30 protein-coding genes are annotated in these 26,428 nt (G+C 64.4%); 12 read left to right on the top strand and 18 right to left on the bottom strand.

The annotated features are described in order from the left end of the window. Positions 1-46: 46 nt before the first annotated feature. Both BMY71_RS12180 and BMY71_RS12175 read right to left on the bottom strand, forming a co-directional pair. Positions 47-199 (bottom strand): DUF1127 domain-containing protein, encoded by a 153-nt coding sequence (locus BMY71_RS12180; RefSeq protein ID WP_011503177.1) that lies wholly within the window; start codon positions 197-199, stop codon positions 47-49. A gap of 483 nt (positions 200-682) precedes the next feature. Further along, the gene (locus tag BMY71_RS12175) at positions 683-1,585 is read right to left on the bottom strand and encodes a DUF2189 domain-containing protein (protein WP_011503176.1); all 903 of its coding nucleotides are present in this window, start codon (positions 1,583-1,585) and stop codon (positions 683-685) included. A 424-nt stretch (positions 1,586-2,009) separates the two neighbouring features. Here BMY71_RS12175 and BMY71_RS12170 point away from each other — a divergent pair, with 424 nt between their 5' ends. The 4 genes from BMY71_RS12170 (at position 2,010) to BMY71_RS12155 (ending at position 4,485) form a co-directional block, all read left to right on the top strand. Beyond that, positions 2,010-2,393 (top strand): DUF3597 domain-containing protein, encoded by a 384-nt coding sequence (locus BMY71_RS12170; RefSeq protein WP_092684000.1) that lies wholly within the window; start codon positions 2,010-2,012, stop codon positions 2,391-2,393. A 432-nt stretch (positions 2,394-2,825) separates the two neighbouring features. Next, positions 2,826-3,350, top strand: a complete 525-nt coding sequence (locus BMY71_RS12165) for a MarR family winged helix-turn-helix transcriptional regulator (protein ID WP_092683998.1) — start codon at positions 2,826-2,828, stop codon at positions 3,348-3,350. Further along, positions 3,347-4,123, top strand: a complete 777-nt coding sequence (locus BMY71_RS12160) for a HEAT repeat domain-containing protein (RefSeq protein ID WP_092683996.1) — start codon at positions 3,347-3,349, stop codon at positions 4,121-4,123. The genes BMY71_RS12165 and BMY71_RS12160 overlap by 4 nt, the downstream gene beginning before the upstream one ends. 20 nt (positions 4,124-4,143) lie before the next feature. After that, positions 4,144-4,485, top strand: a complete 342-nt coding sequence (locus BMY71_RS12155; protein ID WP_092683994.1) for a DUF6616 family protein — start codon at positions 4,144-4,146, stop codon at positions 4,483-4,485. 233 nt (positions 4,486-4,718) lie between these two features. Here BMY71_RS12155 and BMY71_RS12150 read toward each other — a convergent pair whose 3' ends face one another. From BMY71_RS12150 to BMY71_RS12140, 3 genes are all read right to left on the bottom strand, one after another. Further along, complete coding sequence (locus BMY71_RS12150) at positions 4,719-5,126, bottom strand: PaaI family thioesterase (RefSeq protein ID WP_011503171.1); 408 nt, start codon at positions 5,124-5,126, stop codon at positions 4,719-4,721. Between the two features lie 82 nt (positions 5,127-5,208). Beyond that, on the bottom strand, positions 5,209-5,499 hold the full coding sequence (locus BMY71_RS12145) for a GNAT family N-acetyltransferase (protein WP_092683992.1): 291 nt from the start codon (positions 5,497-5,499) through the stop codon (positions 5,209-5,211). A 234-nt stretch (positions 5,500-5,733) separates the two neighbouring features. Beyond that, on the bottom strand, positions 5,734-6,255 hold the full coding sequence (locus tag BMY71_RS12140; protein WP_092683990.1) for a YqhG/Tai3 family protein: 522 nt from the start codon (positions 6,253-6,255) through the stop codon (positions 5,734-5,736). Between the two features lie 132 nt (positions 6,256-6,387). On the opposite strand from BMY71_RS12140, the gene BMY71_RS25445 reads away from it, so the two are divergent. Next, on the top strand, positions 6,388-6,516 hold the full coding sequence (locus BMY71_RS25445) for a hypothetical protein (RefSeq protein WP_011503168.1): 129 nt from the start codon (positions 6,388-6,390) through the stop codon (positions 6,514-6,516). A gap of 107 nt (positions 6,517-6,623) precedes the next feature. Here the strand turns inward: BMY71_RS25445 and BMY71_RS12135 are convergent, their stop codons facing one another. Further along, positions 6,624-7,400 (bottom strand): potassium channel family protein, encoded by a 777-nt coding sequence (locus BMY71_RS12135; RefSeq protein WP_092683988.1) that lies wholly within the window; start codon positions 7,398-7,400, stop codon positions 6,624-6,626. 183 nt (positions 7,401-7,583) lie between these two features. Beyond that, positions 7,584-7,949, bottom strand: a complete 366-nt coding sequence (locus BMY71_RS12130; RefSeq protein ID WP_092683986.1) for a hypothetical protein — start codon at positions 7,947-7,949, stop codon at positions 7,584-7,586. Positions 7,950-8,163: 214 nt separating this feature from the next. On the opposite strand from BMY71_RS12130, the gene BMY71_RS12125 reads away from it, so the two are divergent. Continuing rightward, positions 8,164-8,391 carry a DUF433 domain-containing protein gene (locus tag BMY71_RS12125; RefSeq protein WP_092683984.1) on the top strand — a complete coding sequence of 76 codons (228 nt, stop codon included), beginning with the start codon at positions 8,164-8,166 and terminating at the stop codon, positions 8,389-8,391. 196 nt (positions 8,392-8,587) lie between these two features. Here the strand turns inward: BMY71_RS12125 and BMY71_RS24395 are convergent, their stop codons facing one another. The 3 genes from BMY71_RS24395 to BMY71_RS12100 form a co-directional block, all read right to left on the bottom strand. Further along, a complete protein-coding gene (locus BMY71_RS24395) occupies positions 8,588-9,778 on the bottom strand; it encodes a hypothetical protein (protein WP_139202637.1) in 1,191 nt (396 codons plus the stop codon). Between the two features lie 46 nt (positions 9,779-9,824). Further along, a complete protein-coding gene (gene uvrA / locus BMY71_RS12105) occupies positions 9,825-12,857 on the bottom strand; it encodes an excinuclease ABC subunit UvrA (protein WP_092683976.1) in 3,033 nt (1,010 codons plus the stop codon). A gap of 318 nt (positions 12,858-13,175) precedes the next feature. Beyond that, positions 13,176-13,901 carry an outer membrane protein gene (locus tag BMY71_RS12100; RefSeq protein WP_011503161.1) on the bottom strand — a complete coding sequence of 242 codons (726 nt, stop codon included), beginning with the start codon at positions 13,899-13,901 and terminating at the stop codon, positions 13,176-13,178. A 482-nt stretch (positions 13,902-14,383) separates the two neighbouring features. On the opposite strand from BMY71_RS12100, the gene BMY71_RS12095 reads away from it, so the two are divergent. Further along, positions 14,384-14,896 (top strand): single-stranded DNA-binding protein, encoded by a 513-nt coding sequence (locus BMY71_RS12095; protein ID WP_092683974.1) that lies wholly within the window; start codon positions 14,384-14,386, stop codon positions 14,894-14,896. Positions 14,897-14,966: 70 nt separating this feature from the next. Here the strand turns inward: BMY71_RS12095 and BMY71_RS12090 are convergent, their stop codons facing one another. From BMY71_RS12090 to mazG, 3 genes are all read right to left on the bottom strand, one after another. Next, positions 14,967-15,335, bottom strand: coding sequence for a hypothetical protein (locus BMY71_RS12090; protein ID WP_092683972.1), 369 nt, complete (start codon positions 15,333-15,335; stop codon positions 14,967-14,969). Continuing rightward, on the bottom strand, positions 15,332-16,627 hold the full coding sequence (locus BMY71_RS12085) for a hemolysin family protein (protein ID WP_011503158.1): 1,296 nt from the start codon (positions 16,625-16,627) through the stop codon (positions 15,332-15,334). The genes BMY71_RS12090 and BMY71_RS12085 overlap by 4 nt, the downstream gene beginning before the upstream one ends. Before the next feature lie 84 nt (positions 16,628-16,711). After that, positions 16,712-17,548, bottom strand: a complete 837-nt coding sequence (gene mazG, locus BMY71_RS12080) for a nucleoside triphosphate pyrophosphohydrolase (protein ID WP_092683970.1) — start codon at positions 17,546-17,548, stop codon at positions 16,712-16,714. 113 nt (positions 17,549-17,661) lie between these two features. Between mazG and queC the strand changes: the two genes are divergently transcribed. Both queC and BMY71_RS12070 read left to right on the top strand, forming a co-directional pair. Then, complete coding sequence (gene queC / locus BMY71_RS12075) at positions 17,662-18,378, top strand: 7-cyano-7-deazaguanine synthase QueC (protein WP_092683968.1); 717 nt, start codon at positions 17,662-17,664, stop codon at positions 18,376-18,378. A 118-nt stretch (positions 18,379-18,496) separates the two neighbouring features. After that, positions 18,497-19,693 (top strand): serine hydrolase domain-containing protein, encoded by a 1,197-nt coding sequence (locus BMY71_RS12070; protein WP_244526044.1) that lies wholly within the window; start codon positions 18,497-18,499, stop codon positions 19,691-19,693. Here BMY71_RS12070 and BMY71_RS12065 read toward each other — a convergent pair. Next, positions 19,666-20,808: a GNAT family N-acetyltransferase gene (locus BMY71_RS12065; RefSeq protein ID WP_092684215.1), complete on the bottom strand. Its 1,143-nt coding sequence runs from the start codon at positions 20,806-20,808 to the stop codon at positions 19,666-19,668. The genes BMY71_RS12070 and BMY71_RS12065 overlap by 28 nt on opposite strands. Positions 20,809-20,846: 38 nt before the next feature. Between BMY71_RS12065 and BMY71_RS24900 the strand changes: the two genes are divergently transcribed. Beyond that, positions 20,847-20,996: a hypothetical protein gene (locus BMY71_RS24900; RefSeq protein WP_175557661.1), complete on the top strand. Its 150-nt coding sequence runs from the start codon at positions 20,847-20,849 to the stop codon at positions 20,994-20,996. 19 nt (positions 20,997-21,015) lie between these two features. Here the strand turns inward: BMY71_RS24900 and BMY71_RS12060 are convergent, their stop codons facing one another. The 3 genes from BMY71_RS12060 to nthA are packed head-to-tail and all read right to left on the bottom strand — an operon-like array spanning position 21,016 to position 22,690. Then, positions 21,016-21,408: a nitrile hydratase accessory protein gene (locus BMY71_RS12060; RefSeq protein WP_092683963.1), complete on the bottom strand. Its 393-nt coding sequence runs from the start codon at positions 21,406-21,408 to the stop codon at positions 21,016-21,018. Then, positions 21,408-22,064 carry a nitrile hydratase subunit beta gene (gene nthB, locus BMY71_RS12055; RefSeq protein ID WP_092684213.1) on the bottom strand — a complete coding sequence of 219 codons (657 nt, stop codon included), beginning with the start codon at positions 22,062-22,064 and terminating at the stop codon, positions 21,408-21,410. Before nthB ends, BMY71_RS12060 begins: the two co-directional genes overlap by 1 nt. Then, entirely contained in the window at positions 22,064-22,690 is a 627-nt protein-coding gene (gene nthA / locus BMY71_RS12050; RefSeq protein WP_092684211.1) for a nitrile hydratase subunit alpha, read from the bottom strand. The genes nthB and nthA overlap by 1 nt, the downstream gene beginning before the upstream one ends. Before the next feature lie 462 nt (positions 22,691-23,152). Here nthA and BMY71_RS12040 point away from each other — a divergent pair, with 462 nt between their 5' ends. Beyond that, positions 23,153-23,470 carry a YdhR family protein gene (locus tag BMY71_RS12040; RefSeq protein WP_092683961.1) on the top strand — a complete coding sequence of 106 codons (318 nt, stop codon included), beginning with the start codon at positions 23,153-23,155 and terminating at the stop codon, positions 23,468-23,470. Between the two features lie 15 nt (positions 23,471-23,485). Here BMY71_RS12040 and BMY71_RS12035 read toward each other — a convergent pair whose 3' ends face one another. Then, the gene (locus BMY71_RS12035; protein ID WP_092683959.1) at positions 23,486-25,552 is read right to left on the bottom strand and encodes an ATP-dependent helicase; all 2,067 of its coding nucleotides are present in this window, start codon (positions 25,550-25,552) and stop codon (positions 23,486-23,488) included. Between the two features lie 257 nt (positions 25,553-25,809). Between BMY71_RS12035 and BMY71_RS12030 the strand changes: the two genes are divergently transcribed. Next, positions 25,810-26,334: a collagen-like protein gene (locus tag BMY71_RS12030; RefSeq protein ID WP_092684209.1), complete on the top strand. Its 525-nt coding sequence runs from the start codon at positions 25,810-25,812 to the stop codon at positions 26,332-26,334. Positions 26,335-26,428 lie beyond the last annotated feature (94 nt).

Below are 26,428 nucleotides of genomic sequence, written 5' to 3'. Positions count from 1 at the left end.
CCCGCAATGATGCGGGCGTTATCCGTGAACAGGTCGGTCCGGACGGTCAGCCGTGATAGTGACCGGACGCCACGCGCGGGATGTCCGAGCGGTCGAGTCCGATATCGGCCAGTTCGCGATCGCTGAGCTGCGAGAGTTCAGCGAGATTCCGCTGATAATCCCGAAACGCCCGAAGGGCGCGAATGAGCGAAAGCAACATGACAGTTCTCCTTAGTGGGCGGTTCAGTCCTTACGGAAGGCCCGAACCGTTGAATGCAATATAGGGGAGAGTCGGTGGATTCAGCAGCGTAAATGCTGCACCGCAGCTAAGCGGTTCGCGCATACCGAGTGCAAGAAATGATTAAGACTTCGATCCCGCGCGGCGAAGTCGCCGGCCCGTCACCCGCGAGAATGAAACCTGGTTGCAGTCGCGTTATGCTTCAGAATAATAGCAATATAGTGCAGAATCGGGAGGAGGCGGCGCGTTTCGTATTCTCTTCCAATTCATGGTCCGGAGCATGAAGGACCACAAGCACTACCGGAGTGAGTAATTTTCGATCGCGTCCTATGCATAATCGCGCGAAGCCGATTAAATATGAATTTTCATTCAGTCGACTTCCCTGTCTTGATCTATCGCAATGCACAATAGCGCCGCCGGCCGGCTGCGGCCGACGGCTGGAGTGCGAAGCGCGTTGGTGGGACCTCAGCCTTTGTCGCGCTTCCACTGGAACAGGGTCGCCGGAAAATCCGCGGCCGAGCGCTTGATCGGGTTCGGCTGGGGAATCGCCGGGGGATTTGGATTGGGCTCGATCACCTTGCGATAGAGATGCCAGGTGGCGTGGCCGAGCAGGGGAATCACCACCGCGAGACCCAGGAACGCCGGCAGCGAGCCGATCACCAGCAGCGCGGCGACGATCAGACCCCAGGCGGCCATTTCAAGCGGATTGCGGGCGACGACCCGCAGCGATGCGGCTACCGCCTCGCCGACGCCGGCATGGCGATCCAGCATCATCGGAAACGACACCACGCTGACGCACAGTGCCGCGACCGCGAACAGGAAGCCGACGCCGCAGCCGAGGACGATCAGCGTCCAGCCTTCCGGCGTGGTCAGAACGCGCGTGACGAAGTCGGGGATCGCGGCCGCCGGCGCATTGCCGAAAGTGGAGACGTAGATCGCCTGGGCGGTAGCGATCCAGACCACGAAGACTGCGAGCAGCATCGCGCCGAGCCCGAGCATGGCGCCGAACGATGGCGAGCGCAGCACATCGAACGCATGCCATGCCGAGGCGTCCTGGCCGATCTCGCGGCGACGGCTCAACTCATAAAGGCCGAGCGCTGCGAACGGTCCGATCAGCGCAAAGCCGGCGGCAAGGGGAAACAGCAGCGGCAGCACGGAATAGCCGAGCACCAGCCGCGCCAGCACCAGACCGAGCACCGGATAGATCACGCACAAGACGACGGCGTGACTCGGCACCGCCTTGAAGTCGTCCCAGCCGCGCCGCAGCGCATCGTGAAGGTCGGCGAACGCGATGCGGCGGACCGGCGGTTCTGCGGCCGCACCGATCGGGCGGACATTGGGGGCTTTAGCAGGGTAGGTTGTGGCCATGTTCGTTTCTCCCATGTTGACACAGCGAACCGGGTCCTTCGCCGTGCGACGGCGGGCCGGGCCTTGTTTCGCGGAAACGATCAGGACGACCAGACGCGAGAGCAACGAACCAACTGGTCTTGTGACCTGAGAACTTGCCGCGACCTGTCAAGCTAACCTAACGCCGATCGCATCCGTCGGTTGCTCACGCTTCGGTGAGAAGCTGCTAGGTGCGGCCTGTTTTGTTAGTTGCCAGCAGAATTAGTTGGCGCGACGGTTGGTGCGACCTGTGCGTGCAAGTGCGAACAGATGATTAGTATCGCACAGCAGCATGGCGTTCATCGCTCTGCCATATTTGGCAAGCTCACTGCAACGCGGTAGCTTCATTTGCGGATCGCGTCGGGTCGACGAGATCCGGCCACGAGTCCATTACCTGGAGAGACGAATGAGCATTTTCGGCAAGATCATGAGCGCCATTTTCGGCAGCAGCGCGGATGCCGCGCCGGGTGGCACCGCGGGTACGGCAACGACTGCTCCGGGAACCGCGCCGGGGCAGGCGACTTCGGCCGCAACCGTCGACGTCGGTCCGATCCTCGACCAGGCGGTCAAGGCCAAAGGCGAGAAGCTGGAATGGCGCACCTCGATCGTCGACCTGATGAAGGCGCTGGACATCGATTCCAGCCTGTCTGCGCGCAAGGAACTCGCCAAGGAGCTGGGCTACACCGGTGACACCGGAGATAGCGCCACGATGAACATCTGGCTGCACAAGCAGGTGATGGCCAAGCTCGCCGCCAATGGCGGCAAGTTGCCGGCCGACATCAAGCACTGATCCGGCAGCGTCCGTCCGCGTTTCAGGCCCGCTTCGGCGGGCTATGTTGAAAGTCAAAGGCTCCGGTTTTCCGGGGCCTTTTTCTTGGTTCATGCGGCCGGTTCACTTGGTAGCAGCGGCGACGAGGCTGATAGCTCGGATGATGTTGAAGCCAACTACGCCGGAGGCAGCGCCGCCTGCCTGCGATCATGCGAACGTAGTTCATGGAACGGGCCCGAGCGGTGCAACGATCGAACGGCACGTTCGCCATCGTCGCGCAGGGTTACGAGTTCTTTCCATTGGCGCCCGTCATCGACCGGCAGCTAGGCCGCGCGCTCAGCGGTATCGTTGAGGGCGGATCGATGCGTGTCTGTTGGGGCGGCAAGGGGGCTTTAGGTCAAAGCAGTTTCAGGCTCATTGACGATAATAAGGTGCCATACTATATGTTGCCTTATGAAATTGATGGAACAGAAGCACCTGGCGTTGTTGGAAGAGGCCGAGCGGAGAGCCGTCGCGCCGACCGACAATCTGCGCGCCTGCTTCGAGTTGCTGGCATTGGCCGGCGCGATCGACAGGGATTGTGCCGCGCGGCTCGCACCGCATCGGCTGTCCGAAGGCAAGTTCGTGCTGCTGTTTCTTCTGCACGGCCAGTCCGAGGGTCTGTCGCCGCATGAATTGGCGGATCGAGCCGGTGTGACGCGAGCGACCATCACCGGCCTTCTCGATGGTCTTGAACGCGATGGCTTCATCGCCCGCCGTTCCGGCCTTGAAGACCGGCGCAAGATCGCAGTCGTGCTGACCGATCTCGGACGGAAGACGGCCCACGAGCTGTTCGACGAACACGCCAAATGGATCGCGGCTCTGTTCGCCGGCTTCGGCGCTGACGAGCGCAGCACGCTTAACGGCTTTCTGCAGCGTATCCGGCGCAACCTCGACACCGGTCCTGCGGATACGCCAAGGCCGGAGACGCGGACATGACCGCGCTCAAGGCGAAGGGACGCGGCGTCAAGGACATTGCCGCCGAACGTCTCGCGCAGCTCAACGCCGGCGCCGAAGCAGCCACGTTGACGGAATGCCTCGCGGTCGATTTCGCGGTGCTGATGGCAACCATCCTGCCCGATATCGGCAACGACGCCCTGGCGGAAATCAGGAACAATGCGTCGACCGGGATTCTGCGACGCATGTCGTTGGCGGCCAGCGTGATCACCGACCGGTTCGGCCCTGCCGCTCTCGAACAGATAGCGCGGCATCCGTCGGACACGGCGCGCGGTTGGGCTTGCTTCATGATCGGCCGAGACGGGGCGATGGACCTTTCGGCGCGGCTCACCGCGATCCGGCCCTATGCCGACGATCCGCATTTCGGGGTGCGCGAATGGTCATGGATGGCGGTTCGCCCGCATCTCTCCGCCGAACTGGAGGCGGCAATTGACTTGCTGGCCGCATGGACGGCGGACCCCTCCGAGCGCATTCGCCGCTTCGCCTCGGAGGCGATCCGGCCGCGCGGCGTCTGGTGCGCGCATATCGGCGTGTTGAAGCAGCAGCCTGACATCGCGCTGCCCGTCCTCGAACCGTTGCGCGCTGATCCGTCGGTCTATGTGCAGGATTCCGTCGCCAACTGGCTGAACGACGCCAGCAAGGACCGTCCCGCTTGGGTGCAAAGCCTATGCGCCCGCTGGTCCGCCGAAAGCGCCACGCCCGAGACGGCGCGCATCTGCAAACGCGCACTCAGGTCGATCCGTCCCAAACCCTGATGTCGATTGGAAACCAAACCATGGCCCACTACCTCGCCGAACTCTACACCCCGAAACAGGCTTGGCTCGATCTCTCGGAAGCAGAGCGTCAGCAGTTCTTTGCCCGAGTAGGTTCGGCAATGCCCGCTTTGTCGGCGCTCGGTGTTGAAGCCCTCTCGCTCGGCAAGGTCGATCAATCCAAACTACATGCGTCGAAGCACGCGTTCTTCGCCGTTTGGCGCTGTCCCGACGATGCGGCGCTGGAAGCGCTGGTCTCAGGCATCGCGCAATCGGGCTGGCACGATTACTTCGACGCGATCAACGCCGGCGGCGAAGGCACCGACTTCATGGGCCATCTCGTGCAACTCGGCCAAGCCGCATAAGGCTTTCCCGATGCGGCGTCGCACGCGATCGCGCGCGGCGCGCCATCGACGGCGCTGTGCGGCAGACCTCCGATCCGTCGAAGATGATCGCGCGCGTCGCCGAGCGGATCGCAATGCCGGGCTAGGGCTTTTTATTCTGACGCGCTTTCTTCACGCGAACCGGTTTTCGGAAAAGATCATGCTCAAACAAGAAGCTAGAGCGGGATGACGATTCGAAGATAAGTCATCCTGCTCTACGACTCGAAAATCCGGAACACCGCGCTGGTCGTGACCAGCAGCTTGTCGTCAGCGCAGGCTTCGGCGTCGATGAAGGCGAGGGTGCGGCTGATCTTCTTCATCGTGGTGCGGCCGGTGATCCAACCGCCCGGCGCAATCGTCGCGAGGAAACGGCTGTCGAGCGACACCGTGGCGCAGCGGCGTTGCGCCGCCAGCACCACGGTATAGCCGAGGATGGTGTCGAGAAACGCAACGATCGCGCCGCCGTGCAGCACGCCGTTCGGATTGCCGTGGCGGTCGTCACTGAGAAAGCCGAACTCCGGCCGTCCGTCGGCGTTCTGGCGCCAGTAATAAGGCCCGTTATGGCCGATATAGCCGTCCGCGACGGCGAACGGCTGAAAGCCGTCCGGCGGATTGGTCGTCATGGTGATGCCCCCAGCGCTGCCCGCCCCAGCGATGCCACAGCAGCGCGCGGCGGGCAACGACGCGAGGGTCAAGCATGACGGGCTATCGGGTCAGATCGGCATATTCCGGATGGGTGTCGAGGTAGTCGGCGACGAAACCGCATCCGGCGGTGACCTTCAGCCCCTCGGCGCGGATCAGATCCAGCGCGCCCCGAACCAGTCGCGAGGCGATGCTGCGGCCGCGCAGCGGCTCCGGCGTCTCGGTATGGGTGATGATCACGCGGCCATTGGCGCGGCGATAATTCGCGAAGGCGACCTCGCCATGGGAATCGAGTTCGAAGCGATTCATCGCCTTGTTGTTGCGCACGCCGGCTGCGGTTGTGGTGCCGTTCATGGCGTCCCCCTTTTCTTGGTTGATTGCTTGATCTGCCACCCCGGCAGCGCCAATGGCCTTCAGGTGTTGTCGCGCCCGTGGTTTTCAAGAGTGGTGCGGCATTACGAGACCGCCGCCGCGGCACACGCTGCTGTAGATCGACATCCGCGCGCTTCAAGCCATAGCAAAATGCCGGACGCAATCCGTGAAATCCCTGAGGGGATACCGTACATACGATCCGGACAATCCCGGGCCTCAGCTCTTGAGCGAGTCGGCCAGCAGCTTGCGGATCGACCAGGGCTCGCCATCGACAGCGCCGCGGATGTCGTCGATCCGCCAATGCCCGCCGTCGCGGACGAAATCGTAACGGATTACGCTGTCGTTAGGTTTGCTCCGCGGCTGGCTGCCGATCAGTGCGACCGCCAGCGTCGCGCTGCTGTCGTCTTGCGTCTCGACCTTGATCGCGAATGATTTGATGTCGGGGTCTTGCGAATTGCTCACCGGGTCGAAATCGATCGGGCCGACGTCACCCTTGGGCGTTTTCGCCTCGGCCTTGGTCCACAGCGCCGCGAACGCCTTCGACAGATACTTCGCCCGCGATTTCGGCGCGTTGACGAAATCGCCGCCGGCATTGTCCTTCGCTGCCTTGGCGTAGAGCGCGGTCAAAAGCGCGGCGGGATCGTTGGCCGGCGGCTTCGCCTGCGCCAGCGCGGCGGCGGGACAAGCGAGGGTCGCGAGCGAGGCAGTGGAGATCAAAAGGAGACGGCGGCTGAGCATGGTCGACCTCGGACAGGATCACGCGGCGCTTATACCGCAAACGCGCTGGCTGTTCGATATCTCCCGCATCGGCCGCATCGATGCTATGAGCACGCCAGCGCCGCGCCGGCCGCCATCGTTCAGGAGATCACCATGGCCAATGAAAAGGGCCCGAACATCAAGAAGAAGCAGAAATGCAAGAATTGCGAAGGCAAGGGCACGCTGAAGAAGGGCGACAAGGTGGTGACCTGCCAGCGCTGCAAGGGAACGGGGCTGCGGTAGCGCGTTCTCGCGCGACGGGAAGCCCGGTTCGCGCGTGAAGACCATGCGTCGATCGAGTCCAGGCCATGCCGGTTCCGATTCGATCAGAGCCGGACAGGCGCGGGCCGCTACGCCAGTCCTTCGTCCGGAATGTTCAGCACGGTGCCGCAGGCCTTGCAGTGCACCGCATCGGCATCGTGACGCTGCAGGCCGCAGGTCGGGCAGGGAAAGCGCACCTTGCTCGGGCTGAGCAGCGCGCGCGCCAGATTGAAGAACAGCGTGACGCCGAAGATCATGATCACCACGGTGATCAGGCGGCCCGCGGTGCCCGGCAGCGTGATGTCGCCGAAGCCTGTCGTGGTCAGCGCCGTGACGGTGAAATACAGCGCGTCGGCGTAGTGGGCGATCTGCGGATTGTGCGAGCGCTGGGTCTCGTAGACGATCGCCGTCATCACGAAGATGAAGACCCCCAGATTGGTCACGGCGATCACGACGTCCTCGTTGCGTCGGAAGAAGTCGCTGTCGTTGCGCAGCCGCGACAGCATCTGGTAATCGTGCAGCAGCCGCAGCGTGCGCAGGATGCGCAGGAAGCCGCCGCCCTCGCCGGTGAGCGGCGCCAGAAACGACACGATCGCGACGATGTCGGTCCAGGTTGCGAGCTTGGTGAACTCGTGCAGCCGGCGCCGGCTGATCAGCAGCCGCGCCGCAAAATCGATCATGATCAGCCCGCCGAACACCACATCCAGCGCTTCGACGATGTCGTTCGAGGGCAGGAACGAGGTGCCGACGATGAACAGCACCGTGACGATGTCGAACGCCAGCACGCCATAGCGAAACGCCACCCCACGCGGCGACGCGCCTTGATAGAGCTCGCGCAGAAAGGTCCTGAATTCGGCATAGGCCATGGCGGCAGTATTGGACCGGAGGGGGCGGGGGAGGCAATGGGGTTTCTGATTGATACCCAGCGCCGTGGGGCGGATCAGGCGCGAAGCGCGTCATACGCCGAGAGCTATTCCCCGTCGCGAGGCGGTGGCGGATGACGGCGCTGCGCGCCTGATGCCCTACCAAGCCGCTCTCGGCTGATCCCCTCAGCCGCAGTTCCAGATCGGCCCGATCGGCGTCTGGGTCCAGCACGGCCCGAAGCTGCCGCCATTGTAGCGGCCGCGATAGAAGCCGGGTCGGCCGAGATAACGCCATTCGCCGGCCCAGCCGCCGTTCCAGCGATAATATTCCGGCGTCGGGTCGATGTACCACGGCCGCTTCGGCCGCAGCATCGCCCGCTGCGAGCGGGACAGCTTCTGCATGAACAGCGGCACCGAATTGCTCGGCGGCTGCACATAGCCGGGCAGGCCGCTGCTCTGCGCCCGCTTGGCCTTCTTGGGCGAAGCCGCCGAGGCGGCGAGGGGGAGGAGGGCGAGGGCGACGGCGAGCGTGAGGGAGGTGAGGCGGGTCATCGGGGGAGTGTAAACGGACGGGGGCGGGAGGGCGATTCAAATTCGGGTGCGGCGCGGGGGTGGCGTGCGGTCGCGGCCAGTAGCCCGCATGAGCGCAGCGACATGCGGGAGCGCCGAAGCCCCGGGTGTCGCTGCGCTCACCCGGGCTACGGCGGCCTCGTCGCCACGCTGACAATCGTCACCGCCGATGCTAAGGTTGGTGCGGAGGATTTCGATGTCGGACCTTCTCGCACGCATCACCATTGATCCGAACGTGCTCCACGGCCGCCCCTGCATTCGCGGCATGCGGATCAGCGTCTCCGACGTGTTGGCACAGCTTTCCTCGGGAGCGTCGCGCGACGATATCCTGTGCGACTATCCGTATCTGGAAGACGCCGATATCGACGCGGCGCTGGCCTTCGCAGCACGGCAGGCGGATCACCCGATCATCGCGGCGGAATGAGTGCGCAAACCGTTAACTAAGAGTCGTCATGCCCGCGCTTGTCGCGGGCATCCACGTCTTGAAGGCCGAACACGGTAGAAGACATGGATGGTCGGGACGAGCCCGGCCATGACGCGTGGATAGGGTGGGCAGGAGGTCACCGGCACGCTGCCGGCGATCCTCGCCGCGATCGCACGGCAAGAGCCTACGCTCGCCACTAAGCCGTTTGTTCTTTGTCGAGAAAGCCCTTCAGATGATTCTCTACGAAAAAATGAGGCCTCCACTTCATTCCCAGCCGCTCAACCAAGAAACTATCAACGAGTCCTGTTGCTACACTGGCGCCAGGGAAAACCACATCGGCTACGGCTCCGGCGCCGTTGAAAAGCCCGAAGCGCATAGCTTTCACAGGTAAGGAATCCAGCCAACTCTCGCGAGCCTTTTCTCTAAGCATCTCTTTCACAAGATCAGCGTTAGGGTTCTGTTTTGCCATCCAACCCCGAAACGAGTCTGCGTTTGCCAACAGTTTGATAAATTCTGCAGTACTGCGTTCATTGCTATTGATCACTTCCCTGATGCTCGGAACAGAGAGGGATATAAAGTCATAGATCTCTCTACAGGCCTTTTGACTATTGAAGCTTCCTCCAAGGCTGCGGTTCAGAATCATACTGACGATTAATTGATTCTGTTCATTGCCAACGAAGGCAGCGTTATGGGTCGCGGCCAATCCCACATCAAACCGCGCATCGCTTATTGCTGGGAACAGATAATGAGGCCCGAATTCAGCGCGGTCCGCTTCAGGAATAAAGCGTCGAAGTCGATCGAAATCGATATCTGTGGAGATAGCAAACTTGAAATCACCAAGAGGAAGAACGTCAATCTTCGAAAAAGAAATTTCTTGTGGAGGTACGCCGTGGCGTAACAATGCCATTGTGGCGACTTGTTTCGCAATTTGTGGGTCGCAGAGATCGCTGCGCCCTAGGGTTGGAACGCCATTGTCCCCAAGGTCATCGAAAGTTATCAAGTCTGCTAGCTGCCTGAAGTACCTCCTTGCTTTTGATTTATCGTTCCACTGTCGTTGAAGTTGTTGTTCGAGCAGCTCCGGATTGCGCATCTTTGGGTTGGATTGATCTCCACCAAACCTTACGACAGTGAAGAAATGTTCCCGTATTCCGTTCTCGTTGTTGGTATGCATTACGGCTGCTTGGGGAGAGTAATTCCCTGTGAGGCGCCCGTCTTTCAGCAGTATGATGAGGTCGTCGAGGAAGTTGTCTTGAGCCATATGCGACAGAGTCGCCAAGTCGATCAAAAGGTGTGCGCGTTCAAAGAACAGAAGCGCTTCGCAGAGTGAGCCTCTATCAAACGTCCCTTGAAGGGTGGCTGGATTTCTGAAAATGCAATTGCCGAGCATGGCGAGACTCTTATCGAAGAGAGGAATGCATTGCTTGGTCGATTGATTACTCCGCCGCCTCGTCCGTCTTCCGCTTCCCCGCCGCCGGTCCCTTCTTCTCCAGCACCGGCTTCAGGAATTTCCCCGTGTAGCTCCGCGGCGCCTTGACGATGTCTTCCGGCGGGCCCCAGGCGACGATTTCGCCGCCGCCGTCGCCGCCTTCGGGTCCGAGGTCGATCACCCAGTCGGCGGTCTTGATCACTTCGAGATTGTGCTCGATCACCACCACCGTGTTGCCCTGCGCCACCAGCTCGTGCAGCACTTCGAGCAGTTTGGCGACGTCGTGGAAATGCAGGCCGGTGGTCGGCTCGTCGAGAATGTACAGCGTGCGGCCGGTGGCGCGCTTTGATAGTTCCTTGGCGAGCTTGACGCGCTGCGCTTCGCCGCCACTCAATGTGGTGGCCTGCTGGCCGACATGGATGTAGTCGAGGCCGACGCGGTGCAGGGTCTTGAAGGTCTCGCGGACGCGCGGCACCGCCTTGAAGAAATCGGCGGCTTCCTCGACCGTCATGTCGAGCACGTCGGCGATCGACTTGCCCTTGAACAGCACTTCCAGCGTTTCGCGATTGTAGCGCTTGCCCTTGCAGACGTCGCAGGTGACGTAGACGTCGGGCAGGAAGTGCATCTCGATCTTGATGACGCCGTCGCCCTGGCAGGCCTCGCAGCGGCCGCCCTTGACGTTGAAGCTGAAGCGGCCCGGCTCGTAGCCGCGCGCCTTGGACTCGGGCAGGCCGGCGAACCACTCGCGGATCGGCGTGAACGCGCCGGTGTAGGTCGCCGGATTGCTGCGCGGGGTGCGGCCGATCGGCGACTGGTCGATGTCGATGATCTTGTCGATGTGCTCGAGGCCCTCGATGCGGTCGTGCGGCGCCGGCGGCTCGCTCGCGTTGTTCAGCTTGCGCGCAATCGCCTTGTAGAAGGTGTCGATCAGCAGCGTCGACTTGCCGCCGCCGGACACGCCGGTGACGCAGGTGAACAGGCCGAGCGGAATCTCGGCGGTGACATTCTTGAGATTGTTGCCGCGGGCGTTGACCAGCTTGAGGGTGCGGCGATGGTTCGGTGGCCGGCGCTCCGGGATCGGCACCGAGAGTTCGCCGGTGAGATATTTGCCGGTCAGCGATTTCGGATTGGCCATCACCTCGGCGGGCGTGCCCTGCGCGACGATGTGGCCGCCATGCACGCCGGCGCCGGGGCCGATATCGAGCACGAAATCGGCCAGCCGAATGGCGTCCTCGTCGTGCTCGACCACGATCACGGTGTTGCCGAGGTCGCGCAGCCGCTTCAGCGTGTCGAGCAGACGGGCGTTGTCGCGCTGGTGCAGGCCGATCGACGGCTCGTCCAGCACGTAGAGCACGCCGGTCAGGCCGGAGCCGATCTGCGAGGCGAGGCGGATGCGCTGGCTTTCGCCGCCGCTGAGCGTGCCGGCGGCGCGCGCCAGCGTCAGATAGTTGAGGCCGACGTCGAGCAGGAACGACAGCCGGTCGCGGATCTCTTTCAGGATCCGGGTGGCGATCTCGTTCTGCTGCTTGTTGAGTGAGGCCGGCACGGCTTCGAACCACTCACCGGCGCGCCTCACCGACAATTCGCTGATGTCGCCGATGTGCTTGCCGCCGATCTTGACGCACAGCGCCTCGGGCTTGAGGCGGTGCCCATGGCAGGCGTCGCAGGGCACGTCGGAGAAGTACTTGCCGAGCTCCTCGCGCGCCCATTCGCTCTCGGTCTCGCGGAAGCGCCGCTCGATGTTGGTGACCACGCCCTCGAACGGCTTCTTGGTGTCGTAGGAGCGGACGCCGTCCTCGTAGGAAAACTTGATCTCGTCGTCGCCCGAGCCATAGAGCAGGGCGGTCTGGACCTTCTTGGTCAGGTCCTTCCATTTGGTGTCGAGCGTGAATTTGTAGTACTTCGCCAGCGCCGTCAGGGTCTGCAGATAATAAGGCGACGACGACTTCGCCCACGGCGCAATCGCGCCTTTGCGCAGCGTCAGCTCCTTGTCGGGAACCACCAGATCGGCGTCGATATGCTGTTCGATGCCGAGCCCGCCGCAAGCCGGGCAGGCGCCATAGGGGTTGTTGAACGAGAACAGTCGCGGCTCGATCTCCGGAATGGTGAAGCCGGACACCGGGCAGGCGAACTTCTCCGAGAACAGGATGCGTTCGGCGCCGGTCTTGTCGTGAATCTTGGCGACCTTCTTGTCGGCCTTTTTCTTCTTGTCGCCGGGCTCGTCCTGACCGGGTTCGGCTGGCGCCGAGGAGGCGGCGGCCGGCGCATCGGCATATTCGATCACCGCCAGCCCCTCGGCGAGCTTCAGCGCGGTCTCGAAGCTTTCCGCCAGGCGTTGGCCGATGTCCGGCCGCACCACGATGCGGTCAACCACGACGTCGATGTCGTGCGGGAATTTCTTGTCGAGCGTCGGCGCCTCGGCCAGCTCGTGGAACGCGCCGTCGATCTTGACGCGCTGGAAGCCTTTCTTGAGCCACTCGGCGAGCTCCTTGCGGTACTCGCCCTTGCGGCCGCGCACCACCGGCGCCAGCAGATACAGCCGCGTGCCTTCCGGCAACGCCAGCACGCGGTCGACCATCTGCGAGACGGTCTGGCTCTCGATCGGCAGGCCCGTCGCCGGCGAATAGGGCACGCCGACGCGCGCCCACAACAGCCGCATGTAATCGTAGATCTCGGTGACGGTGCCGACGGTCGAGCGCGGGTTCTTCGAGGTGGTCTTCTGCTCGATCGAGATCGCCGGCGACAGCCCGTCGATCTGGTCGACGTCCGGCTTCTGCATCATCTCGAGGAATTGCCGGGCATAGGCCGACAGCGATTCGACGTAGCGGCGCTGGCCCTCGGCGTAGATGGTGTCGAACGCCAGTGACGACTTGCCGGAGCCGGACAGGCCGGTGAACACCGCCAGCTTGTCGCGCGGGATGACGACGTCGACGTTCTTCAGATTGTGCTCGCGGGCGCCGCGAATGGTGATGGCCGTCCGGCTCGAGGCCACGGCCTGTTGTTGGGACTGCTGGCGCTTCGCCTTGATCACTTCGTCCATGCGGGATGTCCAGACGCGAAGACGCGCAGGTTGCGGTGTCGTCGCCGGATCATCCGGGCCGACGCCAGTGGGGAGCTGAAGCTGGAACATAGGAAGAACGGCAAGCGATTTCCAGAGCCTGGATACCGCCATCAACCGATTGTTGACGGCCGCGACCACCAAAGCCGTGCCGCCCAGCGCCGTTCCACCACGATCGACGATCGTTGCAGCAAAATGACCGTGGACACGGTTGAGACGGTTGGCCCGAACACCGAGCCGCAAACGCAGAAAAGCCGGCGCGAGGCCGGCCTTTCGTGTCTCAAATTAGTTTGGCGAAGATCAGTACCTCGCGACGACCGGGCCACCCCAGCGATAGTTGATGCGGGCGGTCACGATGTCGGCGTCCTGCTTGATCCGCTCGACCGCCGTGTTCGTGAAGGTCACGTCCTTCTTGTCGAGGAACAGATGATCGTACTCGACCGCGAACGACCAGTTCGGCGTGAAGCCATATTCGAAGCCGGCGCCGACAGCCGCGCCCCAACGGGTCTCCGAAGCCGTGCCGGTCACGAAACCATCAGCGCGACGAATGAAGTCGTACTTGTCGTTGACCACGGCAGCGCCGCCCTTGGCGTACAGCAGCGCGTTGTTCCAGGCGTAACCGACGCGGCCGGTGAACAGGCCGAAAGCGTCGATCCGGGACTGGTTGTCAAAGAGACCCCCGAGAAGCGTCACGTTCGAGCCTTTGAAGTCGGCCCAGTTGCCCTGCGCTTCCAGACCGAACACCCAGCTGCCAGCCTGCCAATTGTAGCCGATCTGGCCACCGGCGGTCGCTCCGGACGCGTCGTGCGAGCCTTCAGCGGCCAAGCCGCCAACTGTATAGAAATCCCAGCTCTTGCGGCTGGTGCCCCAACCGCCGTTGGCGCCGATGTAGAAGCCCGACCAGTCATAGACCGCGGCGATGATCGGCGGAGCCTTGGCGTACGGACGAGCCGCGAGATCGGCAGCCATCGCCGGCGCCGCACCCAATGCAATCAGAGCAACGCTACCCAGCAAAAATTTCTTCATGGTAATGTCCCCGGTTATCCGTGAATGGTTCCGCTCTGCTTTGTCCCCGCTGCAGATACGGCCGGCGCGAGCGCCTTCTCAATTCCATGATGGAACTATACGCGAGTCTGCGGAATATGCCGTCTCCCAAAAGTCACACTGGCGGAGGAAGTGAGATCGCGGAACGCGATGATTTGATTAGGATAATTCACCTGTCTCGGCATCTAAGTACCAATTACTAGGCGCTCGGCCCCGGGGGCGAGCGCCCTCGAAATCGAAAATCCCCATGACTCTCGCGGTTTACGCTTTTGCCACGAACAAAAATAGAACATACTCCGTGCAAACCCGGTGGATAACGGGGGCAGGCGCGATCTTTGCGGCCCCAACAGGATGGGCGGCGCGCGGCTGACAGCGTAAGCGCTACCGGGACAATCCGTGGGGCGCGAGAGGCGCAGCTCCCGCTGGTGCGATGGCGATTTGGGTTCGATTCGAAGGAGACGGCGATGGCGGGAAGCGTGAACAAGGTGATCCTGGTTGGGAATCTCGGCGCTGATCCGGAAATCAAGCGGACGCAGGACGGAAGGCCGATCGCCAACCTGAGGATTGCGACGTCGGAGACCTGGCGCGACCGCGCGAGCGGCGAGCGCAAGGAAAAGACCGAGTGGCATCGCGTGGTGATTTTCAGCGAAGGGCTTTGCAAAATCGCAGAGCAGTACCTCAAGAAGGGCTCGAAGATTTACCTCGAAGGTCAACTGCAGACACGGAAATGGACCGACCAGAGCGGCGCCGAGCGTTACAGCACGGAGGTCGTTCTGCAGAACTTCAATTCGGTGCTGACGATGCTCGATGGTCGTGCTGGCGGGGGCAGCGGAGGCGGAGGCGGCTACGGGGCCGACGATTCGTCCGGAGGCGATTTCGGCTCCAGCGGTCCGTCGAGCAGCGCGCCGCGCCGTCCGGTGCCGGCGAGCGGCGGTGGCGGCCGTGGCAGCGATATGGACGACGATATTCCGTTCTGAGTTTTCGGCGGGTGGGGACCTGCGCGGCTGCCTGGGCAACCGGGCGGCCGTTGCCGTTTCAGGGGGGCGGTCAGTCGGTGATCAGCGCGTGCCCCAGCAGTAATTGCGTTGCGGCGAACAGCGTGCCGAAGATCAGCCTGTTATGGCGGGCCAGCCAAATCGGCAGATAGATGTCGAAATTGTCGGCACGTTCCTCGGTGTAGCGCGCCGCGACCGCCGTCAGCGGGCAGCGCATCCCGTTCAGCAGCAGCACCAGCACCTCGCCCCAGACGAACAGGCTCATCCACAGCGCAGCGGTAAGCTGGCCGAGCAGGGTGACGATCGGAATCAGTACGATCGAACTGGCGAAGAACGCCCAGATCACGGCGTGCAGCGCGCGCACTGCGGTCAGCGCCCGGGCGCTGCTCCCGGCCGTGCCGGGAGGCAGCGGCGGTGTCACGCCACAGCCTCCGCGTTGGCGCTCCGGGTCGCCATGATCTTGTCGATCCGCCGGCCGTCGAGATCGAGAATTTCAATCTCCCAGCCCTCATAGTCAAACCTGTCGCCGACCACCGGCAGCGCGCCGAAATGCTGCAGAATGAGGCCCGCGACGGTGTGGTAGTCGCGATTCGGCGGGATCGAGACTGGCAGCAGATCGCCGAATTCATCCACCGGCATCCAGCCCGCGATCAGATAGGAACCGTCCTGGCGGAGCACCGCGGCGGGCTCGGGCGGACCGTCTTCCGACCCGAATGCACCGACAATGGATTCGAGGATATCGGCGGTCGTGACCACGCCCTCGAACGCGCCGAATTCGTCATAGACCAGCGCCATATGCACCGACGATTGCCGCAGCGTCGCCAGCACGTCGCGAGCGTCGGCGGAGGACGGGATCACCGGCGCGTCGCGCACCGCCGCGCGCAGATCCGGCTTGTCGCCGCGCAGATAGATTCCCAGCATGTCCTTGGCCTGGATGATCCCGATCGGATTGTCGCGATCGCCGTCGGTGACCGGCAGCCGGGAATGCGGGCTGTTGAGGAAGGCGTCGCGGATCACATCGGGCGGATCGCCGAGATCGATCAGGTCGACATCCGGCCGCGGCGTCATCACCGCGCCGACCGGCCGGTCGCCGAGCCGCATGACGCCGGCGATCATCTCGCGCTCGCCGGGCTCCAGCACACCGGCGGTCTCCGCTTCCATCACCAGATTGTGGATCTCTTCCTCGGAAACCTTCTCCTCGGCTGCGCCGCCCTGACCGAGAATCTTCAGGATCGCCTTGCCGGAGAGATCGAGGACGAACACCACCGGCCGCGAGACCTTGGCGATCAACGTCATCGCCGGTGCGACCTTGACCGCCACAGCTTCGGGATCGCGCAGCGCGACCTGCTTCGGCACCAATTCGCCGACGATCAAGGTCGCGTAGGTGATCAGCGTGACCACCAGGCCGAAGCCGATGACGTCCGGGAACGGCACATTGTGCTCGCTCAGTTGTTCGGTCAGGCGCTGGCCGAGCGTGGCGCCGGAGAACGCGCCGGACAGCACGCCGACCAAAGTGATGCCGATCTGGACGGTGGACAGGAATTTGCCGGGGTCTTCGGCCAGCTTCATCGCCTGCCGGGCACCGCGCACGTTCTTCTGAGCCAGAAGCGCAAGCCGGGCCGGGCGTGACGACACGATCGCCAGCTCAGACATCGACAGCAATCCGTTGGCGACGATCAACCCGACAACGATTGCCAATTCCACCGATAGCATGGCGCTTGCGCCGCCCCCTTTGTTGGTCACACTGCTGAGACAGATAGGGGGCCGCTGGCCCGAACGGAACCGGGCGGGCCGGGTTTATCGTTGGTTTTCGCCCGGCGTCTCGGCCCGCTTCGCCTCGTCCCACAGCGCATCCATTTCGGCCAGGGTGGCGGTGTCCGGCGACTTCCCCCGCGCCGCCAGCGCCTGCTCGATATAGCTGAAACGGCGTTCGAATTTGGCGTTGGTTCCGCGCAGCGCCATTTCCGGGTCGGCGCCGGTGTGGCGGGCGAGGTTGACCAGCGCGAACATCAGGTCGCCGGTCTCTTCGGCGATGTGGTCCTTGTCGCCGCGATCGAGCGCGACCTCGATCTCGTCGGCTTCCTCGCGGATCTTCTTCAGCACCTCGCGCGGATCGTTCCAGTCGAACCCGACCTTCGACGCCTTGCGCTGCAGCTCCATCGCCCGCGACAACGCCGGCTGCCCGGCCTTTACGCCGGCGAGGACGGAACTCTGCGGCGCCACCGGCTCGCCGCGGCGAGCAGCGCGCTCGGCCTTCTCCTCTGCCTTGATCCGGTCCCACACGCCCTCGACATGCGACGGGGCCAGCCGCCCCTCGCTGTCGGTGAACACATGGGGGTGGCGGCGGATCATCTTTCCGGTCACCGCCTCGACAACATCGCCGAACGCGAACGCGCCGCGCTCCTCGGCGATCCGCGCATGAAACACGACCTGCAGCAGCAGATCGCCGAGTTCCTCGCGCAGATCGTCGAGATCGTTGCGGGCGATCGCCTCGGCGACCTCGAAGGCTTCCTCGATGGTGTAGGGCGCGATCGTCGCAAAATCCTGCTCCAGATCCCACGGGCAGCCGGTCTCGGGCGTACGCAGCTGCGCCATGATCTCGAGCAGGCGGGCGATGTCGCGGGAAGGGGTCATGATGGCGTCCGGGGCTTGAGTGGGTCCGCCTCCTATGCCGCAACCAGGCCGTCCGTCCCAGCGAAAACCGCGGCGATTTGGCGGGCGCGGCGCGCGATGCTAGATCGAACCGCATGACCGAAGCATCTTCAGATCACACCGCGCTGGTGCTGTTTTCCGGCGGCCAGGATTCCGCGACATGTCTCGCCTGGGCGCTGTCGCGCTTTGCGCGGGTCGAGATGATCGGCTTCGACTACGGCCAGCGCCACGCCGTCGAACTCGACTGCCGGGCGAAGCTGCTCGATGGGTTTCGCGCGATCAGTCCCGAATGGGCCGCCAAGCTCGGCGACAGCCACACGCTGGCGATCCCGACCCTGAGCGCGATCTCCGACACCGCGCTGACCCGCGACGTCGAAATCGCAATGGGCGCCGATGGCCTGCCCAACACGTTCGTGCCGGGCCGCAATCTGATCTTCCTGACATTCGCCGCGGCGCTCGCCTATCGACGCGGCATCGCCGACATCGTCGGCGGGATGTGCGAGACCGATTACTCCGGCTATCCGGATTGCCGCGACGACACCATCCGGGCGCTGCAAAGCGCGATCAGCCTCGGCATGGCCCGCGACGTCAAACTGCACACGCCGCTGATGTGGCGCGACAAGGCCGCGACCTGGCAGCTCGCGCAAGATCTCGGCGGCAGCGCGCTGGTCGACCTGATCGTCGAGCACTCGCACACTTGTTATCTCGGCGAACGCGGTGCGCGGCACGATTGGGGCTATGGCTGCGGCGAATGCCCGGCCTGCGCGCTGCGCGCCAAGGGGTGGCGCGAATATTCGGCGAAGGCTCGTTAGGATGCCGAGAGGCGGCGGGTCTGAGGCCCGACTGATCGGCCGCGCCGTGATGCGTATCGGCCAATCGATGTTGGCATCGGCGTGGCTGTCGATCGCGCCTGCGGCGGCGGCTGATTGCATGGCCGATGCGCCTTCGCCGCCGGCTCACCGGTTCGCACCGATCAACGCCTTCTTCGATCATGAGGTCGCAACCGGAAAACTGCCCGGCGCCGTCATATTGATCCAGCAGCGTGGCAAGCCGCCTTATCTGCAATGTTTCGGCGTTCGCGACGTGACGCGCCACAGCCCGATGACGGCGGACACGATCTTCGCGCTGCATTCGATGACCAAGCCGATCACCAGCGTCGCGGCGATGATGCTGATCGACGCCGGCAAGATCGCGCTGGATGATCCGGTCTCGAAATTCATCCCGGCCTTCGCCGACGTCGAGGTCGGCTTCGAATCCATGGCGGACAATGGTAAGCCCGCGCTCGAGCGCGTCGCCGCGAACCGGCCGGTGACGATCGCGGATCTGCTGCGGCACACCTCCGGCATCACCTACAGCTATATCGGCGGCCCGTTGATCCGGCAGGCCTATCGGGACGCCGACATCTTCGCCGGCGCGTTCGACAACGCCGCCTTCGCCGAGCGGATTGCGCGGCTTCCACTGGCGCGGCAACCCGGCACGCTGTGGCGCTACGGCCATTCCACCGACGTGCTCGGGCGCGTCATCGAGATCGTCTCGGGCCAGACGCTGTATCAGTTCGAAAAGCAGCACATTTTCGATCCGCTCGGCATGACCAGCACGAAATACGTCCTCGACAGCGACGACGAGCGCGCAAGGATGGCCGAGCCGCTGCCGGGCGACACCGTCCTGGTCGTCTCCGAGCGCAAGCGCCGCGCCCATCCGGAGTGGCAGTCCGGGGGCGGCGGCCTGGTCACGACCATCATCGACTATGCGCGCTTCGCCCGAATGATCCTCAACGGCGGCGAACTCGACGGCAGGCGCTATCTGAGCCCGGCGGCGTTCAAGGCGATGACGACGGATCAAATCGGTCCCGAGTCGGGCGTCGCGCGCGACTACTTCTATTTCCCCGGAGACGGCTTCGGGTTCGGTTATGGCCTTGCGGTGCGGGTCGAACCGGGCGCGGCGAAACCGCCACCTCCAGGCTCGATCGGCGAGCTGAAATGGGATGGCGGCAGCGGGACCTATTTCGGCGTCGATCCCAAGCGGGACCTGATCTTCATCCTGATGCAGCAGACCGAGAGCGAGCGCGGGCGCGTCGTGCCTGCGTTCAAGAAGCTGGTCTACGACGCCTTGGCGGCGAGCGACTGAATCAGCGATCGCCGGCCGGCGAAAGTGGTCCAGGCCGACAGCGCCATGCGGCCCTTGATGCTCATCGCTTTTTCCAGCGCCAGCAGCGGCTGCGCTTCGCAGCCGAGCCGTTTTTTGTAGTCATAGCCGCCGGCGCCGAGATCGAATGTCTCCACACCGTTCTCGATCATCCAGCGGATCATCTCGCTCGCCAGAACGATGCCCGGGGAGCAGCGGCTCCATTGCTCGCCGAGATGGGCGAGCCGCACGGTGGTGCAGGTCCGCTGATGCAACAGGCTGTAGGCGATCGCGACGACGGTGTCGCCGGATTCGAGCACCGACAGCATCGCGAAGCGATCCGCGCGGCCGTGCTCGAACACGTTGCGATAGAAATTCGAATAGGCAGGGCGGTCCAGCACGTAGCGCTTGCCGCGCGCCGCGATCCGCGCGCGCTGCAAGCTGTCGAGACGGTCCAGCAGGCGGCCCGCTTCGGCGCCGCTTGTGATCATCCGCGCGGTCGCGCCGCCGAGCGCATCGAGTGCGCGGTGGTGCTGGCGCAGCGCCTTTCGGAATTTGCGCGATCGCAAGGCGAGATAATCGTCCCAATTTGTGGGCAGGGCGGTGACGTTGCGCACCGAGCCCTGCGACAAACCGGGCAGCAGCGCCAGCGGATTGATGCGGCCGTTCACGGCCAGCGGGAGATTGCACAGCCGGATCACGTCGACCGGCGGCATCACCGCCAGCGCGGCGTCGAACGCCTCGGCGGCTTTTTCCGGGGTGGTCGGCGCCGCGGGGCCGAGCAGCGGGATATTGTAATCGGAAACCGACAGATCGGCGAACTCGACGAGCGTCAGTCCATAGAACCGGCGCAGCACCAGCGGCAGCAGCATCGCGATCTCACCGCGCACGCTGTCGCGAACGGTAATCAGCAGCGGTTCCACATCGGCGGCTGGCGCCAGGCCTTTGAGCCAGGGCGACAGCCAGTTTTCGGATTGGAACGGCGTCACCGCCGCCTGCGGGCCGAGCGCTGCGGCGCGGCCCAGGAACCTGCCGACGTCACGCGTGCATTCCGCAACATAGCGGTCGGTCGTCTCAGCCACCCAGTCGATGGTTCGCTCGCACGCTTCGATCTGCACCGTCCGCACCCGTCTCACCGCAGTTGCCGGATCGGTTTATGGCCGGCGAAACCGGCACAATGATGGATGATTTACCGATCGTCGTTGATCCGGTACGGTTTTGGAGCAATTTTGCATCAGCAACGTTAACGCGGCTTTTGCCGAAGCCGGCTGCTCTGCGGTATGACGTCGCGCGCGCCCCGAAATGACCGGCGCGACGCGTCGCGATCATGGCTGCGGGATGAAATCGCCCGGCAGGAGTTCGATCGGCTGACCGTGCGGCGTGCGATCCGCGGCGTGATCCCACGCATGGCGATAGCGCATTTGCGTCGCCGTGCTGGCGACGCCCTTGTCGGCGATCAGCCGTTCCAGCGTGGCGAGCCAATGCTGATAATAGGTATCGCCGCTGTCGGGATCGCCGCGCTGCTGCGCGCGCTTGATCTCGTCGGCGAGCGCCGCCGCCCATTCCGGCCAGGTGAACAAGCCGCGCGCATGCAGCGTCACCGCCATCGCAAAGGCATGGGCTTCCCACGGTTCGCGAAACACCGGGCCGTCGTCGTCGCGCGGCACGCCCGGCACAGCCTGCGCCGTAACTGCCGCTGCTTCGGTATCGGCGGTCATCAGGCCGGCTCCAGATAGCAGTCCCAGGCGTCGACCGAGATCCGTACCGACGCGTCGCAATCGTCGCCCCACAATTCGCGGCCGTCGAACGTCACGGTGTAGAGCCATTGCGCCTGTTCGCCGGCGCCGAGCGCATGGCTGTCGGGATAGACGTGCACGCCGTGCAGCAGCTCGATCACCCCGACATGGCCGCGGACATAGCGCGGCAGTCGGGTGTGGGTCGGCGGATGGATGTTTCTGGCGCGCACGCGGTCCCCGATCGCGAACCGGGCAGGGGCTGTCGCCGGGCGATCGGTCGGTGCGCCGCGCGCCAGCATCGGCGCGACGTCGTTGGCAGATAGCGCCGCAACATTGCGGCGCGGATGCAGCGGTCGCGCGGCGGCGATCTCGTCGGGCGCGACGAGGTCGCGCTCGGCCATCAGCCGCTCGAGACCGGCGAGCCAGATCTGATAATAGCTCTTCGACAGATAGTCCGGCGGCGCGCGGTTCTCGCGGGCGTACCGCGACATGTCGATGTTCCAGCCGCCGGGCCGCGCCATCGCCAGCGTCAACGCGAAGGCGCGGCGTTCCCATTCGGCATGAAACATCGGCTCGTCGGTTTCGGGCACGACCGGGCCGAAGCCGTCGACGCCGCCCATATCGTGCGCGCCGTTCATCACGCGGTCTCCGCCGGAGCGTGCGCGAGGCCGGTGCCGATCATGCTGTCGCGGGTGACGAGATCGGCGAGACGCTCCTCGCTGAAGCCGTCGGTCCCCGCCGGTCGCATCGGGATGACGAGGTAGCGAATTTCCGCCGTCGAATCCCACACCCGGATCGCTGTGTCGTCGGGCAGCGTGACGCCGAAATCGGCCAGCACCGCGCGCGGCTCCTTCACCACACGGGAGCGATACGGCGCGGATTTGTACCAGACCGGCGGCAGACCAAGCACCGGCCACGGATAGCAGGAGCACAACGTACAGACGACCATGTTATGCGTCGCCGGCGTATTTTCGACCGCGACGATGTGCTCGCCCTGACGGCCGGTGTAGTCCAGCTCGGCGATTGCGGCGGTGGCGTCCTTGAACAACCGCTCGCGAAACGCGGCATCAACCCAGGCCTTCGCCACCACGCGCGCGCCATTGCGCGGGCCGACCCGGGTCTCGTAGGTCTCGATCAGCAGGTCCAGCGCGGCTGGATCGACGTAGCCTTTTTCGGTCAGGATCGTCTCGAGCGCGCGCACCCGCAATTCGGTCTCCGATAACTCGGAGTGGTCATGGTCGTGGTGATGATCGTGTCCGGACATGCCGAAGGATAGGCGGAAGTGTGGCGCGCTGTCGAGCGCGGACTCTGCTAACGTCGTTCCGATGATGCCGCTTCTGATCGGCCGGCGCGAACCAAGCATGGGCGATCCTCACCGAAGACAAGATCGGCGCGGACCAAGCCTGCGAATGGGGACTGGTCGAGCAACCGGCCGATCCCGGGCAAGCGTTCGCCGTGACGATGACACTTGCCGACACGGTGGCGGCGCAGCCGCCGATGGCGGCGGCGATGACCAAGCTGACCGTCAGCTGATTGGCGCACGCGCTGGACGATCTCGCCAGCCACATGGACATCGGCCAGTTCGCGCTCGCGGGTATGAGCGAGCACCACAAGGAGGGGGTCGCAGCCTTCCTGCAACCGCAGCAAACCACAGTTTCACGAAAAGTGAGCGGCGACGCCGCGGATTCTGCGTTAGGATGGGTGCAAACGAACTGGGGAGGTTTTGATGATCACGACGATCGTGCAGTTTGCGCTGGCCGAACCGATCAGCCTGGAGGAGGCGGCGAAGCGCTTTCAAAGCAGCGCGCCGAAATACCACAAGCTTCCGGGGTTGATCCGCAAATACTATATCCGCTCAGAGGACGGCTGCACCGCCGGCGGCGTGTATCTATGGGAATCGCGCGAGGCCGCGGAAAAGGTTTATGCTGGCGAATGGCGCGCGCGGGTGGCGCAGCTCTATGGCGCTGAGCCGGTGATCTCCTGGTTCGACAGCCCGGTGATCGTTGACAATGCATCCAGCGGCACGATCACGGCTGCGGCCTGAAGCGCAAAGCCCACGTCAGCGCCACATTCCGCGCATCCGCGCGCCGATATCGATCGGCGGCGCTTGCCGGGTGGGATAGCCGGCGGTGGATGGCGCGACGTGTGGCCAGCTCACGCGCTCGAACAGAGTCAGCAGCCTGTCGGGAATGAAGCGGCTGCGCGCGGCGTAGACGTGGCGATCGCCCATCGCATTCTGGCCGTGCGTGAAGAAGCGCTGCGGCACCACGAGATGCAGATCGTCCCGCGCCCTCGTCATCGCGACATAGAGCAGGCGGCGCTCCTCCTCGATTTCGGCGGATGTTCCGGTGCCGAGATCGGACGGCATACAACCGTCGACAACGTTGAGCACAAACACCGACTTCCATTCCTGGCCCTTGGCGGAATGGATCGTCGACAGGATCAGATAGTCCTCGTCGAGCAGCGGCACACCGGCCTGATCGGACGTCGCGTCCGGCGGGTCGAGCGTCAGCTCGGTGAGGAAGCGCTCGCGTGACGGATAGCCGGAGGCGATCTGCGCGAGCTGCACCAGGTCGGCACGGCGCGTCGCGACGTCGTCGTGAATCCTGTCGAGATGCGGCTCGTACCACAGCCGTGCGCGTTCGATCTCGGCCGGCCAGCCGGCGACACCGTCGCGCAACTCGCGCACCGCATCGATGAAGTCGCGCCAGTCGGCGCCGGCGCGCGGCGGCGAGGGGACATTGGCGAGCGCGGCGAGCGGATCGGCGGCGGCGCTGATGGCGTCGAGCGCCTTCTGCGCCGAGGCGGGGCCGATGCCGGGTATCAGCAGCATCACCCGGAAGCCGGCGACCCGGTCGCGCGGGTTCTGCACGAAGCGTAGCAGCGCCAGCATGTCCTTGACGTGTGCGGCGTCGAGAAATTTCAACCCGCCGAACTTCACGAAGGGAATGTTGCGGCGGGTCAGTTCGAGTTCGAGCGGCGCGGAATGCGACGAGGTGCGAAACAGCACCGCCTGTTGCTTCAGCGTGGTTCCGCTTTCGCGATGCTCGAGCACGCGCTCGACGATATAGCGCGCCTGATCGGCCTCGTCGCGCACGCCGACGAGCTGCGGTCGCGCTCCGATGGCGCGGTCGGTCCAGAGATTCTTGGTGAAGCGCTCGGCGGCGAGATCGATCACGCCGTTCGCCGCGCCGAGGATGGCTTGCGTTGACCGATAATTGCGGTCGAGCGTGACGATGCGGGCCGGCGGGCTGAACGCCTTCGGGAAGTCGAGGATGTTGCGCACGGTGGCGGCGCGGAACGAATAGATCGACTGCGCGTCGTCGCCGACCACGGTGAGGCCCCGGCCCTCGGGCTTGAGCCCCAGCAGGATCGACGCCTGCAGCGCGTTGGTGTCTTGATATTCGTCGACCATCACATGGTCGAACCGGCTGCCGATCTCGTCGGCCAGCGCCGGCTCGGTCATGGTCTGCGCCCAGTACAGCAGCAGATCATCGTAATCCAGCACGTTGTGGCGCTGCTTGGCGTCGACATAGCCGGCGAACAACTGCTTCAGCTCGGCAGCCCAGCCGGCGCACCACGGATAGTTCGCGCCGAGCACCTGATCGAGCGGCAGCCCGGCATTGACGCAGCGCGAGTAGATCGACAGGCAGGTCGCCTTGGCGGGGAAACGGCTTTCCGTCTTCGAGAAACCGAGGTCGTGCCGGACCAGATTCATCAGGTCGGCGGAGTCCTCGCGGTCGTGAATCGTGAAGGCCGGATCGAGGCCGATGCGCTCGGCATGTTCGCGCAGCAGCCGCGCGCCGATGCCGTGGAACGTTCCGGCCCAGCTCAGCGCGCCGTAACCTCCGCGTGCGCCATCGCCCATCACGCGGCGCGCGATCCGCTCGACACGCCGGGTCATCTCGGCGGCGGCGCGTCGCGAGAATGTCATCAGCAGAATGCGATGCGGATCGGCGCCGTTGACGACGAGATGCGCGACGCGATGCGCCAGCGTGTTGGTCTTGCCGGAGCCGGCGCCGGCGATCACCAGCAGCGGCGGGCAGGGACCTGCACCCACGCCATGTTCAACGGCGCGACGCTGCTCCGGATTGAGGCCGTCGAGATAGGTTGCGGGCAGAGACACGAATCAGCGCCTGTCGGGATGAAGGCCGACGCTCCCTGATTCCTGCTTTGTTCGCAACGCCGTTCATGGCCCGGCGCAGTGCACTGCGCCGTCATCCACGGAACTTGCGTGACGTATCGAAAATGTCGCGTTCGCGCGGCTATGCTGGCGGCAGCGTTCGGTTATCCTCGATCGCGGCGGTCGCGGATGAGCCGCGCCCGTCAGGCAACGCGCATTTGGCGTTCGGCGCCGGTCGAACCACGCAGGGGGTAAGCTTTATGGCAAGACGATCCATTCTCGTTGGGACCGCGATTCTGATGATGACCTCGGGGACCGCGATGGCGCTCGAGCTCGACAGTCTGTCGATCGAGAGCGGCCGGCTGCTGATCATCGGCAAGACCACCAAACCCAACCAGGAAGTCGAAGTCGTCGGCACCGGTGACAAGGTCAAGAGTTCGTCCTCGCGACGGTTCCGGTTCGCCCTGTCGTATTTGCCGGAGACCTGCAAGATCGACCTCAAATCCGGCGCCGAGACCTTGACCGATCGACTGATCGCCAATTGCGGACCGCGCGGGCCGAAGGGTGAACCGGGCGCGGCAGGACCAGCGGGGGTTGCCGGCTCCGCAGGCCCGGCTGGTCCGACTGGCCCCGCCGGACCCAAGGGTGAGGCCGGTCCGGCAGGACCTGCTGGTCCTGTTGGTCCTGCCGGTCCTGCAGGACTGAGAGGCGATGCGGGACCGGCCGGTCCCGCGGGTCCCGCGGGTCCCAAGGGCGAGCCGGGCGAGGCTGCCGCCAAGAACTGAGACGCCGCCCCGGCGGTTCCGCAACGCCGCGCAACACCCACCGGCGCCGCTCAGCGGCGCCGGATCGTCCAATTGCTCTCCAGCCAGGTTAGCT

It is taken from the genome of Rhodopseudomonas pseudopalustris (assembly GCF_900110435.1).
GTDB lineage: Bacteria > Pseudomonadota > Alphaproteobacteria > Rhizobiales > Xanthobacteraceae > Rhodopseudomonas > Rhodopseudomonas pseudopalustris.
The sequence above is the reverse complement of the archived record's forward strand: the minus strand, read 5'-3'. Positions and strand labels throughout refer to the sequence as shown.